General features: G+C 50.6%; 13 protein-coding genes. 5 read left to right on the top strand and 8 right to left on the bottom strand.

The window, feature by feature from the left end; genetic code table 11:
* Window positions 1-10 precede the first annotated feature (10 nt).
* From ABWW03_RS02480 to ABWW03_RS02495, 4 genes are all read right to left on the bottom strand, one after another.
* Complete coding sequence (locus ABWW03_RS02480) at window positions 11-376, bottom strand: cytochrome c3 family protein (RefSeq protein WP_353406164.1); 366 nt, start codon at window positions 374-376, stop codon at window positions 11-13.
* Window positions 360-1130 (bottom strand): ferric reductase-like transmembrane domain-containing protein, encoded by a 771-nt coding sequence (locus tag ABWW03_RS02485; protein WP_353406165.1) that lies wholly within the window; start codon window positions 1128-1130, stop codon window positions 360-362. Before ABWW03_RS02485 ends, ABWW03_RS02480 begins: the two co-directional genes overlap by 17 nt.
* Window positions 1131-1581: 451 nt before the next feature.
* Window positions 1582-4707 carry an efflux RND transporter permease subunit gene (locus ABWW03_RS02490; RefSeq protein WP_353406167.1) on the bottom strand — a complete coding sequence of 1042 codons (3126 nt, stop codon included), beginning with the start codon at window positions 4705-4707 and terminating at the stop codon, window positions 1582-1584.
* Window positions 4707-5954 (bottom strand): efflux RND transporter periplasmic adaptor subunit, encoded by a 1248-nt coding sequence (locus ABWW03_RS02495; RefSeq protein ID WP_353406169.1) that lies wholly within the window; start codon window positions 5952-5954, stop codon window positions 4707-4709. Before ABWW03_RS02495 ends, ABWW03_RS02490 begins: the two co-directional genes overlap by 1 nt.
* A gap of 300 nt (window positions 5955-6254) precedes the next feature.
* On the opposite strand from ABWW03_RS02495, the gene ABWW03_RS02500 reads away from it, so the two are divergent.
* From ABWW03_RS02500 to ABWW03_RS02510, 3 genes are all read left to right on the top strand, one after another.
* Entirely contained in the window at window positions 6255-8612 is a 2358-nt protein-coding gene (locus tag ABWW03_RS02500; protein ID WP_353406171.1) for a Tex family protein, read from the top strand.
* A 218-nt stretch (window positions 8613-8830) separates the two neighbouring features.
* Complete coding sequence (locus ABWW03_RS02505) at window positions 8831-9385, top strand: DUF4870 domain-containing protein (protein ID WP_353406172.1); 555 nt, start codon at window positions 8831-8833, stop codon at window positions 9383-9385.
* A gap of 379 nt (window positions 9386-9764) precedes the next feature.
* Window positions 9765-10121 (top strand): hypothetical protein, encoded by a 357-nt coding sequence (locus ABWW03_RS02510; protein ID WP_353406173.1) that lies wholly within the window; start codon window positions 9765-9767, stop codon window positions 10119-10121.
* A gap of 223 nt (window positions 10122-10344) precedes the next feature.
* Here the strand turns inward: ABWW03_RS02510 and ABWW03_RS02515 are convergent, their stop codons facing one another.
* From ABWW03_RS02515 to ABWW03_RS02525, 3 genes are all read right to left on the bottom strand, one after another.
* Entirely contained in the window at window positions 10345-10689 is a 345-nt protein-coding gene (locus tag ABWW03_RS02515) for a hypothetical protein (protein WP_353406174.1), read from the bottom strand.
* Between the two features lie 72 nt (window positions 10690-10761).
* Entirely contained in the window at window positions 10762-11892 is a 1131-nt protein-coding gene (locus ABWW03_RS02520) for a hypothetical protein (RefSeq protein WP_353406175.1), read from the bottom strand.
* A 153-nt stretch (window positions 11893-12045) separates the two neighbouring features.
* Window positions 12046-12819: a ferredoxin--NADP reductase gene (locus ABWW03_RS02525; RefSeq protein ID WP_353406176.1), complete on the bottom strand. Its 774-nt coding sequence runs from the start codon at window positions 12817-12819 to the stop codon at window positions 12046-12048.
* Window positions 12820-12846: 27 nt separating this feature from the next.
* Between ABWW03_RS02525 and ABWW03_RS02530 the strand changes: the two genes are divergently transcribed.
* The gene (locus tag ABWW03_RS02530) at window positions 12847-13848 is read left to right on the top strand and encodes a LysR substrate-binding domain-containing protein (RefSeq protein WP_353406177.1); all 1002 of its coding nucleotides are present in this window, start codon (window positions 12847-12849) and stop codon (window positions 13846-13848) included.
* Window positions 13849-13870: 22 nt separating this feature from the next.
* Window positions 13871-14797, top strand: a complete 927-nt coding sequence (locus ABWW03_RS02535; protein ID WP_353406178.1) for a M23 family metallopeptidase — start codon at window positions 13871-13873, stop codon at window positions 14795-14797.
* Window positions 14798-14870: 73 nt separating this feature from the next.
* Here ABWW03_RS02535 and fba read toward each other — a convergent pair whose 3' ends face one another.
* Window positions 14871-15920 carry a class II fructose-bisphosphate aldolase gene (gene fba, locus ABWW03_RS02540; protein WP_353406179.1) on the bottom strand — a complete coding sequence of 350 codons (1050 nt, stop codon included), beginning with the start codon at window positions 15918-15920 and terminating at the stop codon, window positions 14871-14873.
* Window positions 15921-15969: the final 49 nt, after the last annotated feature.

Consider the following 15969-nt stretch of genomic DNA (forward strand, 5'->3'; position numbering starts at 1 on the left):
ACAACTGACATCAGGGTTTGGTATCCGGTTTATGGCAACCGCCACACTGGCGTATTGGCCCTGATTCTTCTCCTGCCGCCTTACGTTCACGGTGGCATTCCCGACACAGTCCATGGAACTGTTCCTCCACCAGAAGATTGACTGACTCGTCTTCCTTATGGCATTGGTAACAACCAAACTGCCTTCCGGTGCCGTCCACATAATTATGATGACATTGGGCACAGCCAACTTGGTGATGATCCTTATGCACAAAATAGACATCCAGCAAAGGCGCCTCTCGCAAAGAACTCTCACGTTTCTGTGGAAAGAACACAAGGAAGACAATAATCGCCAGCAGTGCAGTTACTGTGAATACCACTTTAGCGGGTGACCACATACAAGCCCCCACTCAGCACCGAACAACACACAATAAGATACACCGAAAGAAACGTTTTCTGAGTAACGGATAAACTCATCCGATCCGACTCAGATTCGCCCAACAGAGTTTTGCTCAACGATAGCGTTTGAGCCTGGCGGTTAAAAGCGTAATACAGCAGAAACAGTGCCAGCAATATCGCACAGCTTGCCCAGGCAATATAAGGTTTCAGATAGAAGTCGCTGCCCACAATATGGTAAAAACTGGCGAGCATTGCGATGATGGAAATGATCGCATGGCTTGCCCGAAAGCCATACACCTTGCCATGCATTCGTCGGCGCAGCGGACGCAAAGAAGCGAGACACAAATAGGTGAACAGCAGCCAGGCCAACCAAGCCACTAACATATGCCACGGTGCGCGTAAGCTGAGATATTCCAGACTGGTCGGCTCAAGCACCAGAAAGCCAAGCCCATGTACCGTAGTGAAAAACAACATCGCAAAAGCCAGCAAGCGATGCCACCAATAAAATAAATCACCGCGCAAACGCGGCCAGACCTTTGGGCGTGCTCGTTCAACAAAAAGATACAAACACAACGCGAAGGCAACAAAGCCAATGCCATTCAACCATTCCCAGTACCCTCCCGCAGAAATAGCACCAAAAAAAAGAATCAACACAAAAGGCAATAACAGATAGGCGCTTAACGCCAATATGTAAATCAGCAATTGCCGCCAGGAGGCATAGAGATGGGCAGAAGGTGTCGGCATGTCAGTCATTCGACCTATTTTCAAAGCGAATCGCTAACATGTCAAGTAATCCATCACTTCTACCGGCAAGAACACCCTTGGGACAGAAGCCGAACGCAATACATTTTCATCCACATCACCGGGAAGGCCATTACTGTTCAGATTATTTATTTGACCGAACGGGACAGCTCAAACTCAAACTCAAATAAGGACAATCAAACTCGAGCAAGTGTAATCAAAAGAGCAACTGTGTTTTCGCGAAGAGAGCGATGAACGCAGTACTAACATCATAAGAATGAAAATAGACGGGTGTCATTACGATGCACGCGCAGCTCAGAATTGAAAGCCTGTGAAAGAATTCACCGACGGAAAGCGTTCAACAGGGGGCTAAATAAAGGGACTAAATAAAGGGGCTAAATAGTCCCTTCTGAATACAGGCAATGGCCAACATGAACAGGTATTGGCCATTGCACATTCACTCTTAACTCAATTCCAAACGCGGTAACGGTGAAGGCTCATTACGCCAGCGAGATTTTGCGCGTTCGGCCAGCATAAACAAACTCGGCACCAGAATGAGGGTCACCGTGGTTGCCAGCAATACACCAAAGGCCAGAGAGATCACCATCGGAACCAAGAATTGTGCCTGGGAACTGGTTTCAAACAGAATAGGCACCAGACCCACAAACGTGGTAACTGAGGTCAAGATAATCGCACGGAAACGATCGCGCCCCGCATTCACAACCGCATCGTAAACGTTCTCCCCCTGGGCTCGCAGTTGATTGATGCGATCCAACAGTACCAGGTTATCGTTTACTACCACCCCAGAACAGGCAAAGAACCCAAGGAAAGACATCATGCTGATTTCGCGGCCCAGAAGCATATGCCCAACAATAGCGCCCATAAACCCAAAGGGCACGGCAGTGAAAATCAGGAACGGCTGCCAATAGGATTTAAAGGCCACCGCCATAATGGCCAATACGATCAGTGAGGCAATAAAGAAGTTGACCAGGATGGCCACCATGAATTCCTGTTCTTCTTTCATGCCATCCGAAACATCCAACTTCAATCCCGGGTACTGTTTAGACCACTTGGGATAATGTTCTTTCATGATAGCCTGAACAATTTCGCCAGGAACGCCTTCTCCTTTTTTCACATAGGCTTTGATTTTTACCGAACGCTTGCGGTCTTCTCGTTTGATATGAGAATACCCCGGCACGTAATCGACATTCGCAACCGCCTGAAGAGGAATTTCACGTTGGTCTACCGTACGAATACGTACGTTGCCAAGGTGATCCACATTATTACGATCTTCCTTGGGGTAACGCACCATCACTCGAACGTCTTCATTGCCCCGAGGAATTCTTTGCGCTTCAGCACCATAGAAACCCTGGCGAACCTGGCGAGCCACATCACTCAAGCTCAAGCCCAGGGTTTCAGCGTACGGCTTCAGGCTGAGTTGAATATCACTGCGGGCGCTTTCAATACTGTTGCGCACATCGTAGACACCGGCATAAGAGAACAGCGCCTCTTCCAGCTTTTGGGCAACATCAGCTAACACCACCTCATCATCACCAGGCGCCGTTAAAAGCAGACTGATGTCCGCACCTACGTCATTAATGGTGGCATCAAGCGTAAGCTCTTCCAATTCCGGCAAAGGCCCAACCAGCTCGCGCCAACGCTTCACGACTGCATCGGCGGAAACATCGCGCCCTTCACCGTCGGTCAGTGACAACGACACCACAATATTGTTTCGCCAGCCCCAGGTCTGCATATCCTTGATGACCGCATCGCCGCCTTCTTCACCAAACAATTCCTGATCTTTTTTCAGCTCAGGCACGGCGCCTTCGACGCGCTCAATGATGGAATCCATCGTGGCAAACGGGGCTCCTTCCGGAATTTTCATGCGCATGCGCACAAAGTCTGAGGCCACCACAGGCATGAACGATTTCCCAACCCAGCCTCCGACAAAGACCGATACGGACAGGAAAAATGCCACGATGAATATCGCAACGGTGGTGCCATTGTGTTGCAGCATACGTTTCAAGCTGGTTTTGTAATAGCGATCGGCAACGTGTTCCAAACCATTGGCAACGCCTTGGCGCCATACCTGGAACTTACGCATAAATGCAAAACGGCTTTCACGTTCAGGTTTCATATGCGCCAGGTGAGAAGGCAGAATCAACAAGGACTCAATCAAAGAAAACACCAGACACAATGTAACGACCGCAGGGATACCGAAGGAGATTTCACCCAGACCACCAGGAATAAATAACATTGGCGCAAAGAAAATAATGGTCGAGATCACCGCGAGAATAACCGGCTTGCTCACCATTTTGGCACCCGTTGCCGCCGACAGATTCCCTTGCATACCACCCTGCTGCCGCGAATACACACTTTCGCCCACAATGATGGCGTCGTCGACCACAATCCCGAGAACCAATAGAAAGGCAAACAAAGACAACATATTCAAGCTGACGCCAGTGGTCGGCAAAAACCAGAAAGCGCCAAGAAACGCCACTGCGATCCCTACGGTTACCCAGGCAGCCAATGCCGGGCGCAAAAACAACATGAGCACGACAAACACTAAGGCCAGACCGGAGAGCGAATTGCTCAGCAGCAAATTCAAACGCCCTTCAAATAAAGTCGACCAATCTCGCCAAACAACCGCGTGAACGCCCTGGGGCAATTGAGGTTGAATTTCCTCAATAAATTCTCGAACCTCTTTCGCGGTTTCAACAACATTAGGGTTATCGGTCGCATACACTTCCAGGTACACCGCTTTGCGACCGTTCAAACGCGCAATCAGGTTCCACTCTTCGAGCGTCTCTTTGACATCGGCTACTTCACCAATAGTCAGCTCAGAGCCATCTTCCTTACTGCGAATGACGATATTCTGAAAATCTTCAACCGTGTAGGCCTGGGCTCGGGTTTGAACCTGCAGGTCACCGTTTTTGGAACGAATCGAGCCTGCCCCCAGATTTAAGGAGGAACTGCGAACCGCGTTCACCACATCCTCAAACCGCAAGCCATATCCACGCAGCTTTTGCTCGGAGATCTCAATGGCCATCTGTTCAGGGCGAACCGCTTCAAGCTCAACCAAGGTCACCGCGGGCAGAAGTGAAATTTCATCGCGCAACCACTCACCAACCGACTTTAAAGCGGTGTCATCCACCTCGCCGTAAATGCCAATACTGAGAACTTCAATCTTATTTTTGCTTTCCTGAACTTCCGGTCGCTCAACATCGGCCGGAAAAGTGGTAATGGAGTCCACTCGGGTTTTGACATCATTCAACAACACTTGCGTATCGTATTCGTTTTGCACCTCAATATTGACTGAGCCGTAACCATTGCGAGCACTGGATTCGATTTTTTTGATGCCCTCAAGATCGAACACCGCTTGCTCGATACGCTTGACGATTTGCTCTTCCACTTCTTTCGGGCCCGCACCGGGATAAGGAACGCCAATGCTCAGGCGACCCGGAGAGGCGTTTGGAAATACCTCGCGGTCCAGTCGATTGTAATTGTAGATTCCACCAATAATAATCGCGACCATTAACAAGTTGGCCGCAATGGGGTTCTCAACGAACCACTGGATCAACTTATTCATCAACCCTCAACCTCTTGTTCATTGCGGGCATCGTTATCACCAGCAACACTTTCAGCAGCAGAAGGTTTGGACTCCAGCACCTCCTCCCCTTTCACGCGAACCTCTTTATCGGCCGACAGATACTGCTGATTGGCGGCGATAATTTTATCGCCAGCGCCTATATCACCTTTTACCCAGACCTTATCGTTGGACACTTTTAGAACTTTCACTTCATCGATCTGCACTTTGTTATCGTTACTGACTCGGTAAATCAAATTATTTTTGTACAGCGCCTTTCTCGGTAACTCCACAACATTCGATAAATTTTTGCCGTCGATTTTCGCCTCGACGAACAAACCGACCATCAGCGGCGCTGTTTGCTCCGGGTGATAAGGCGAATCAATTTCTGCCACGGCGTAGTACAAACGCGTGCGAGTATCGAGGCTTGCATCTGTTCGCACAATGCGTCCTTGCCAGGTTTGCTGATCCCCCGCAACCGTACCGGACAATTCAACATTCGGTCCCGCCTGATTCGCCGCACTGCCGCCTAGAGGTAGATCAACCAAGCCCGCTTCCGCATCCGTCAAAGGCAAACGAATTTCGACCACAGACGTATCGAATGCTTTGCCCAGTTGAGTGCCCGGCCCGACATACTGTCCAAGATCCACGCTGGTGCTACGCACCAAACCCGAAAACGGCACGCTGATTTTTGTGCGACGAAGGTTCAATTCCGCTTTTTCCAAGTTCGCACGCGCGGCGTCCAAGCTGGCCTGCGCAGCGGCAATCTGCGGTTTGCGAAGGAAAAGGTCATTGGCTTCATCATTTCCAAGATTGCGCCATTCGCGTTTTTTCTGACGAGCTTGTCCGCGTTCAGTCGCCAGACGCTGCTCGGCTTCGGCAACTTGAGATTTCGCCTGTACCACCGCAAAGCGATAGTCACGAGGATCGATCTCCACCAGCGGTTCCCCCGCCGCAATATGACCACCCGCAACAAAGCTCGGGTTTACTTTCACGATACGACCTGAGACTTCGGCGACCAAACTGATTTCACGTCGTGGCGCGACGGTACCCTGACTGTGGACGCTCAGTTGATGCTCGGCAGGTTCCGCAATCACAATCTCCACTTCAGCCGGTTTGGGTTCTTCTTTGGGCTGAGGTTTGGATTTTGGTTTCATGGTGGCTACGGCAAACACTAACACGGCACCGGCAAGCAAAATCAGAATGGGCAAAAACTTGCTCCAACGGGAGCGGACAGCGGAATCAGCCACTACAGGAAGTCCTCATGCATTATCTATTGTCATTATTGGCCGGTATCCACACCAGGCCTGGGGCTAAAGTGCTAGTGTAACGCAGCCAGAGCGCCGCGTCGGGATTTTACCCTTCTTCACATAGTTCACTGCTTCCCGAAAATACTGACACAACATCACCTGAACCCAGAGGCAACAGCCATAATCCCCGGCTAAAAACAAGGCTGTTGTACACCTTCGGAATACCGCATAATGCGCCGTCCCCGGGGTGCGGCGTGCCTGCCGCAAGCGAAGGAATACATAAGAGAGACCAAAGATTCAATGATCAGTATTAATGCTCGCATTGCCGATGAGCTATCGGTAAACGCTCGCCAGGTAGAGGCGGCTGTGGAACTGTTGGACGAAGGCGCCACGGTTCCTTTTATTTCACGTTACCGTAAAGAGGTAACTGGCGGCTTGGATGATGGCCAACTGCGTACCCTGGAAGAACGCTTACGCTATTTGCGAGAGCTGGAAGATCGCCGTTCCGCGATTCTGAAAAGCATTCACGAGCAGGAAAAGCTGACGCCAGAGCTGGAGGCGGAAATTAACGCCGCAGACACCAAAAACCGACTGGAAGATTTGTACCTGCCGTACAAACCCAAACGCCGTACCAAAGGCCAGATTGCCAAAGAAGCGGGCTTGGAACCTCTGGCAGACAGCTTGTTGGAAAACCCCAATCTGGCTCCGGAAGAGGAAGCTCAAAAGTACCTCAATGGCGACAGCGAAGAAGGCCAGAAGATTACCGACATCAAAGCGGCTCTGGACGGCGCCAAGTATATTTTGATGGAGCGCTTTAGCGAGAACGCCGAGCTGATTGGCAAACTGCGTCAGTTCCTGAAAGACGAATCCAACCTCAGCGCTCGCTTGATGGACGGTAAAGAAGCCGAAGGGGCGAAGTTTTCCGACTACTTTGAACACGATGAGGCCTTGGGCGGCGTGCCTTCTCACCGCGCCCTGGCCATGCTTCGTGGTCGCAATGAAGGCATCCTGAGCCTCGCCATTACCGTAGGCGACCCGGAAGATCGCCTGGCGGCCCATCCCTGCGAAGCCATGATCGCCGATCACTGGGAGATTCGACAGCAGGAACGCGCGGCGGATAAATGGCTGTCCGAGGTGGTTCGTTGGACCTGGCGCGTAAAACTGCTGACTCATTTGGAAACCGATCTGCTCGGCGAAATCCGCGAAGCGGCTGAAGAGGAAGCCATTAAAGTATTTGCCAGTAATCTGAAGGATCTGTTATTGGCGGCCCCAGCTGGTCAGAAAGCCACCATCGGCCTGGACCCGGGTCTGCGTACCGGCGTGAAAGTCGCGGTCGTCGACGCCACCGGTAAAGTGGTCGATCACGGCGCGATCTTCCCGACGCCACCCCAGAAAAAGATCCGTGAAGCCGAAGCGGTCCTTGTCGCTCTGTGCAAAAAGCACGATGTGGGCCTGATTGCCATCGGCAACGGCACAGCATCTCGTGAAACCGATAAGTTCGTGGGTGATGTGCTCAAAACCCATAAGGACATCACGGCGCAAAAAGTGATGGTCAATGAGGCCGGCGCCTCGGTGTACTCCGCCTCGGAAGTGGCCGCCAAAGAATTTCCAGATCTTGACGTGACCATTCGCGGCGCCATCTCCATCGCTCGCCGCCTGCAGGACCCTCTGGCAGAGCTGGTGAAAATCGAGCCGAAGTCCATCGGTGTTGGCCAGTACCAGCACGATGTGTCCCAGGCACAATTGGCTCGCTCCCTGGATGCTGTCGTCGAAGACTGTGTAAACGCCGTAGGTGTTGAAGTCAACACTGCCTCCGCACCTCTTTTGGCCGCCGTTTCTGGTCTGAACAGCAGCATTGCCAACAATATCGTCGAGTTTCGCGATCAGAACGGTGCCTTTAAAAGCCGCGAAGACCTGAAAAGCGTCAGTCGCTTTGGCGCCAAAACCTTCGAACAAGCCGCTGGCTTCCTGCGTGTTGCCGGTGGAGACAATCCATTGGATGCCTCGGCAGTACACCCGGAATCCTATTCCGTTGTGGAAGCCATTGCCGAGAAAAACGGTCGGCCGATTCACAATCTGATGGGCGATTCCGGCTTCTTGCGAGCCCTCAAGCCTGCAGACTACACTTCGGAAGCCTTTGGTGTGCCAACCGTGACCGATATCATCAGCGAGCTGGACAAACCCGGCCGCGACCCTCGTCCGGAGTTTAAAACCGCACAGTTCCAGGACGGCGTTGAAGAAATCAAGGATTTGGAACCGAGTATGATCCTGGAAGGTACCGTGACCAACGTGACTAACTTTGGCGCCTTCGTCGACATTGGTGTGCACCAGGACGGCCTGGTTCACATCTCAGCCCTATCCAATACCTTTGTCAAAGACCCCCGCGAGGTGGTGAAGGCCGGCGACATCGTCAAGGTTAAAGTGATGGAAGTGGACGTGCCTCGTAAGCGTATTGGCCTATCTATGCGCCTGGATGACACCCCGGGAGAGAAACAATCTGGCCCAGCAGGTCAACAGCACCGCGGCAAAGGCCGCCAGGACCGCAGCCAGCAGCAACGTTCCTTTGGTGGCGGCAGCAAACAGGGCGGCCAGCAGAAACAAGGGGGCATGGGCTCGATGGGCGCTCTGTTACAGCAGGCCATGAAGAACAAAAAGTAAAAGCTTTACAAAACTTAAGTTCAGCGCTGCTTCATGCTCGCTAGGCCAGTATAATCAAGGCCTGGCGAGCTATGACCATGACATCTAATGGGTGCCATTATCGCCCGTTAATAGCCTTTTTCGTCATAGTTCGAGGAACGTCAGGGATTTTCCTCGTCTAAATCAGCAAGAAGCCAAACAGGCGAAGAAAACAGACACACAGAGATTTGGAGCAAATCATGTCCGAAGAGAAAGAAGTACAAGGCGAAGTTATTGAAGAAAGCGTAGAGCATACTGAAGCGAACTCCCAAGAGAACAGCGACAGTACTGCAACAAACGAAAGTACAACGAACGAAAGTACAGCAAACAACGAACAGCAAGAAAGCCGTGCCCAAGAGCAGAACGCTCAGAGTCAGCAACAAGAGGCTCCAAAGCAAAGCTTCGAACCTGCAGCCCCAAGTTCCGATGAGCGCAACTGGGCCATGTTTTGTCACTTGGCGACTATGAGTGGCTTCATTATTCCTTTCTTCAGCATTATCGGCCCATTGATTGTCTGGCTGATCAAACGCGACGAAATGGAATACGTGAACTACCACGGCAAGGAAGTTCTGAACTTTCAAATTACGATTGCACTCGCAATGTTTGTGAGCGCCATCCTGACCGTTATTCTGATCGGGGTCGTCATGATGTTTGTGGTCGGTATTTTCTGGTTTGTCATGTCGATTATCGGCGGCGTTAAAGCCAGCAGCGGTGAGTATTTCGAATATCCCTTCACTCTCCGCCTGATCAAATAATTGCGCCAAAAAGTTAAAAAGCGAGGTCTTTACCTCGCTTTTTTTATGTCTGCAAAAAAACAAGAAGACTGGCACGACACTTTCCTGCGGCAGTTAACCAATAGCTCAGTAGTTATTTGACAGATTCCTGAACAACTCATAGGCTTAGTTGGTGGCTTGCGTGCAATCCTCTTAACGATCATTTTCGCAACACTGTCGAACAATGAAATAATGGGATCGTCGAAGTTGCTCCAAAGATAAAAAGCAATGGCAAATTGCCGGAGCGACCCATCCCAGGGAGGGTAGCAAAAAGCTTGCGTTCTATAACAGCTAACCGGTATACACCTATCATTCATTAACACGTGATAAATAAACCGTAAAATAAACAACAGGAATCGTTATGAAAAAAATCTCTCAAGTTGTTGTATCCGGTCTTGCCCTTAGCCTCAGCCTTGGCAGCATCGCCGCAGAGACGGCTAAAGACGAAGTGGTTTGCAAGAAAGCTCGTGCTTCAATCTATCAGCATTACAGCAAGAAGTGCATGACAGAAAATGAATGGAAATCCTGGACCGTCAAAGCCGAAAAGCAAATGAAACGCCAGTCGTCCATTGCAAATGTCAGCCCTAACCAGAAAGCCATTCTGGAAGAAGGTGACAGTCAAATCACCGCCAAAGTCGCACGCAAAAACCATCCAGTGTCCAGTCGCTCAAGCGACCGCAATGCCAACAATCACCGTGAGCTTGCAAAGCTTCGCTAAATAAGGGCCCGCTCTCAATTAGCAGCGAAAGTGCAAAAATAGTCAGGAGTGGATGAATCTCCTGGCTGGGTATGGTCCTAGAATTGAACAACAAATACCTTACGCAGGTAGCAGGCGAGTGTTAAATGGCCATTCTGTCTTCGGCCAGGCGGCGCTCAATTTTTCTCCCAAGGAAAAATAAACCGTCCTGTTTCCAGGTTCTAACGAATCAACAGCGAATCGCTCAAGCCACCCGTTGGCTTGAGCGACTTATCCGCCAATTCGCAACCCACACACCGGTCAAGCAACAAGCAATCGCCAAAATATATGCCGCGCCATAAACCGGGCCAGATACTTTATAGATAGGGCCGTAAATCTGATATTCGAGCCCCATATAACAAGCGACACCTAACAGAGCACCCCAGATGTAGGGCATGGGAAAGCGCGCAAAATAATAACCGGCAAACAAGCTCGGCACGCCCATGAGCAAAACGACCCCTTTGTAATCCAGAGGTAATATCGAGGCCCAGAAAGCCGCACCAAATAACAGCACGGCTCCGGCCGTATAAGCAGTCCACTGATTGTTCATGCCACACCCATAAGTAAAGCGTTACAGCGTCATTATCATCCGAGGACTTTGCCAGCGCTATTAGACGAAACGCTAATTGCGTTCATCTTCGGAGACCGAAGCTGTCGAAGGTTTTGGTACACGCAATAGCCGATCACCGGCAAAACTGCCGATGTACATATAATCTCCCAGAACCTGAGCGACGGTTCCTGCCCCCATCGGCGGCCCCTGTTGCTCCAGAACAATCTGATGGCTCATGTCCTGTGGATCAATTTCCACAATATCAAAACGGCTTGGGCAAGCGCCTTCACGCAGATCCATGCATTGCTGGGCACTGGCCAAATCAAAATGCTGTGAGGCCACCAACAAGTGACCGTTATCGCCCCATTGCACATTGTCAGGATGTAACATTTCTGCACTGGCCAGAATCTCGCCCGTACGCCAGTCCAGTTTGCAAACCTCATTGTCTCCCCAGCTGTTCACATACAAATATTTCCCTTCCGGATCGATTTGAATGCCATTAGGGAAAGCACTGCGGAAATTTTTCACTTTGGAGAACTCACCACCGTTCTCGGGTTGCCAATGCCAAACCCAACCGGTATCAAAGCCCAACAGGCCTTCCAGCTGAGGCCAGTTAATGGGCCCGAGGCTGAGACCTTCCATCGCGAACATGTGAGTCGTAAAGAAACCACCATCCGGGCCCGCAACCACATCGTTAATGTTGCTGTTCTCTGGCATTTCAACGCAGCCTTGCCAACTGATTTGAAAGTCATCACCCTCACGTCGAATCAAAAAAGATTCCACCGCTTCGCGCCCACCATGATTTACCACCAGCAAACGCTGAGTATGCTCATTCAGACGACTGAGATGAATACCATGGGGAGAAAACGCTTTTCCCGGTGGCTCACACGTTTCCTGTCCCCAGTGCTCTGAGTCCGCTTCCGTGAAGTCAGGGAAAATTTTAAGATGTTTGGCTTTGACATCGAAAAATGCCAACGACCCAGGCGTATGCTGTCCCACAATACCCATCTGGCTGACGATCAAAGTGCGTCCGTCGCCCAAGGGCTCGAGATCTTCTGGATTATGAAAACCGCACAGTGCTTTGCGGTCGCCCAGGGCGTTGCAATCAGTAACAGGAGGCATGGTCTCACCACAGGCCATCAAAGCACCCACTGCAAGTAAGCAATAGGCTCTGCACAGAATCAATCGTAAAAACGTCGCCATGAGCATTCTCGTTGTTGTCTTCCCTAACTCGCAGTGTAAGCGAAAAGTCTTGGGACCAAAACGAAAAAAGCCCCCAAGGTTAAAACCAAGGAGGCTAAAGCGTGAAACGGTTAACGTCGTATTGCAGCCGTCAGGATTTTAAACGCGTTGGTCTTACTGCTCGACAAACGCACGCTCGATTACATAGTGGGCTTTTTGCCCGTGACGCGATTCTTTAAAACCATGGCTATCCAGAATCTCGCAGGTTTCTTTCAACATGCTGGGACTGCCGCAAATCATAAAACGATCATCTTCGAGATTCGGCTTTGGCAGATCCAGATCCTGGAACAATTTGCCCATCCGCATCAGGTCAGTAATGCGCCCATTGTTTCGGTAGGGTTCGCGGGTAACGGTTGGGTAATACAATAATTTTTCTCGAACTTCATCCCCGAAAAACTCATTATTGGGCAGCTCATTTTCAATAATGTCCTGATAAGCCAGTTCAGAGGCGTGGCGCACACCATGAGTCAAAATGATTTTGTCGAAACGCTGATACACCTCAGGGTCTTTGATGATACTCATAAAGGGTGCCAAGCCAGTTCCTGTGCTAATAAGATAGAGATGCTTACCCTCTAACAGGTGATCCGCCACAAGAGTCCCGGTAGGCTTAGTGGACAACAACACTTCGTCACCCACCTGAATGTTCTGCAAGCGTGAAGTTAACGGGCCATCGGGCACTTTAATGCTGAAAAATTCCAGCTCCTCATCGTAATTCGCGCTGGCAATACTGTAGGCCCGCATCAATGGCTTTCCCTCAACCTCAAGACCCATCATCACGAAATGGCCATTCTCAAAACGCAAGCTTTGACTACGGCTGGTATTAAAGCTGAACAGGCTTTCATTCCAGTGATGTACTCGGGTGACTCGTTCACGAATCAGGCTGGCCATAGGGCTTCTCCATAGAGGTAACTATCAATGGCAGACAGTCTAGATATCTGTCACTTAACTGTAAAATGGGTTATCTTTCTATTGCTTATTGATAAAATCGATATAAAACTTGATACCACTGGAACCTGTATGCGCTTTAGCCTTCGCCAGATAGAAGTCTTCTTAGCCACGGCTCAACAGCAAAACATCAGCATCGCGGCCAAACAGCTGAATCTCTCTCAGTCTGCGGCCAGCTCGGCTTTACGAGAGCTGGAACAGCAATTCGGTCTGCAACTCTTTGACCGCTTGGGTAAACGCTTGCGCTTGAATGAAAACGGCATTGCCCTGCGCCCCCAGGCACAAAGTCTGATGAGTGCTGCCGAACAATTGGAATCCAGCTTCAGAGGCCAAGCGGGCCTGGGGGATTTGCGAGTAGGTGCCACCCTGACCATTGGCAACTATCTGGCCGTTCCTTTAGTGGCCGAGTACATGAATGACGCTCGCCAGAAGGGCCAGGAAGCCAAAGTCGATCTGCATGTCGCCAATACCGACAATATCGCCCACCAAGTACTGAATTATGAGCTGGACATTGGCTTGATTGAAGGCGAATTTAATCACCCCCAGTTACGCAGCCAACATTGGCGCGACGACGAGTTACTGATCGTCGCTAACCCCGATCACCCTCTCGTCAATCAGGGACCGTTGAATGACGAACAATTGCTGTCGCTGCGCTGGATCAGCCGGGAACACGGCTCAGGAACCCGCCAGGCCTTTGAACATGCCCTGCATGGCCTACTGCCCCAACTCAACATCGCCATGGAGCTGGAGCATACCGAAGCCATCAAGCGAGCCATTGAAGCAGACCTTGGCGTGGCTTGCCTATCCCGACTGGCCGTTACCGAAGCTTTGCAACGGGGTAGCCTTGCACAACTTCATGCGCCACATCGAGACTGGCGTCGACGTTTTTATTTTGTTTTCCATCGCGACAAAGCCATCAGCCACTCTCTGGAACACTGGCTGCAATTGTGCCAAGCTAAGCGCAATAATTAACGTGTGTTCAAATCAAACTATCATGCCTTTAATTTCCCTCCCACCCGGTAAACGACGTTCTCTGCTTCGATATGGTCTACTTGCACTATTGTTGAGCAACGGATTTATCGCGTCGATCGGAAACGCCCAAAGCAAAATCTATAAGTACACCGATGAAAATGGCAAGTTGGTGTTCACCGACAAGAAACCCAAGCAAGCGGCTGAAACCATTCAACTTAAAACCCGCGGCAATCAGTCCAAACATGAGCCCTGGCTTGAAACCATTCGAGAAAATGGCAAGCACCGCCTGTTTCTAAACAATCCCGTACACGCACCCATACAGTTTTTGTACCGCGCAAGCCGACTGGGAAAGAAACGTTTTCAATTCAGTGCTGAGGGACCAGGTCGATTTTTACTGCACGAGCAAGACTCATCTTTCGGCGAACTGAAGTCGGGTTGGGCCATCGGAAAAGGCGATGTTGTGCACAGTCAATCGGTTTATGATTTACCGTTTTCCAGCAAAAAGCGCTTACTCATCAGCCAGGGATTTAACGGGCGTTTTTCACATCAGGGAATCGGCAACCGCAACGCTCTGGATATAGCGATGGAAGTAGGCACCCATATTGCTGCCGCTCGCCCTGGCATCGTCGCGATTGCCAAAGACGATTACCATATGGGTGGCGCTAAGAGTTTCTTCCTTGATAAAGCCAACCACATTACGGTTTATCACGACGATGGCAGCTCTGCCATTTACGCTCATATTCTGCAAGGCAGCGCGAAAGTAAAACCTGGAGACAAAGTTCGCGCAGGACAAGTGATTGCCCGCGCAGGTTCCTCAGGGTATTCCACTGGCCCGCATTTGCATTTTGTTATTCGCGGTATTATGGGCGGACGCGTAGCCTCGCTGCCTTTCCGTTTGCGAGGACGAGATGGCAAAACCTTCCGTCCTATGGCTGGGCAAAAAATATAAACGTCATTTTCAGTCAAGGCATAAAAAAACCGGAGCAGGCTCCGGTTTTTTTATTGGGCTATCAGGTTAAACCTTAAATCTCGCCACTCTCATAACGCTGGAACATATCGTCCAGACTGATAGCTTTGATCTTGCTGGCATTCCCAGCCGTGCCAAAGGCTTCGTATCGCGCAACACAAATATCCTTCATGGCATCAACAGTTTTGCTCAGGAATTTACGTGGGTCGAATTCGCTGGTGTTTTCAGCCAGGAAGCGACGTACCGCACCAGTAGACGCCAAACGCAGATCGGTATCGATATTCACCTTGCGCACACCGTGTTTAATCCCTTCACAAATCTGTTCAACAGGCACACCATAGGTTTCCGGAATTTCACCGCCAAACTCATTGATCACCTTCAACCATTCTTGTGGAACGGATGAGGAACCGTGCATCACCAAGTGAGTGTTTGGAATTCGTTCGTGAATCGCTTTAATGCGATCAATCGCCAGAATATCGCCTGTGGGTGGGCGAGTAAATTTGTAGGCACCGTGGGACGTACCACAGGCAATGGCCAGCGCATCCACTTGAGTTTTGGCAACAAAGTCGGCCGCTTCTTCAGGATCAGTCAGCATTTGATCGTGGCTCAATTTACCCACAGCGCCAATGCCATCTTCTTCACCGGCTTCACCGGTTTCCAATGAACCCAGGCAACCCAATTCGCCTTCAACCGACACACCACAAGCGTGGGCCATGTCCACGGTGCGACGGGTAACATCGACATTGTATTCATAGTCGGTGGGTGTTTTGCCATCTTCACCCAGTGAGCCGTCCATCATGACGGAGCTGAAACCCAGTTGAATAGAACGCTGACAAACGGCTGGCGACGTACCGTGATCCTGGTGCATACACACAGGGATGTGCGGAAACTCTTCAATCGCAGCCAAAATCAAGTGGCGTAAAAAAGGCGCGCCGGCGTATTTACGAGCACCCGCAGAAGCCTGCACGATGACCGGAGAATCGGTTTGATCGGCCGCTTCCATAATGGCGCGCATTTGTTCCAGGTTGTTCACATTGAATGCAGGAACACCGTAACCGAACTCGGCGGCGTGATCCAACATTTGGCGCATGCTAATTAAAGCCATAATCGTCTTCCTATAATATTTTGGCCCACGCTATCCCTAGGGACCTTTT

Origin of the sequence: Pseudoteredinibacter isoporae (assembly GCF_040372805.1) — a bacterium.
Classification (GTDB): domain Bacteria; phylum Pseudomonadota; class Gammaproteobacteria; order Pseudomonadales; family Cellvibrionaceae; genus Pseudoteredinibacter; species Pseudoteredinibacter isoporae_A.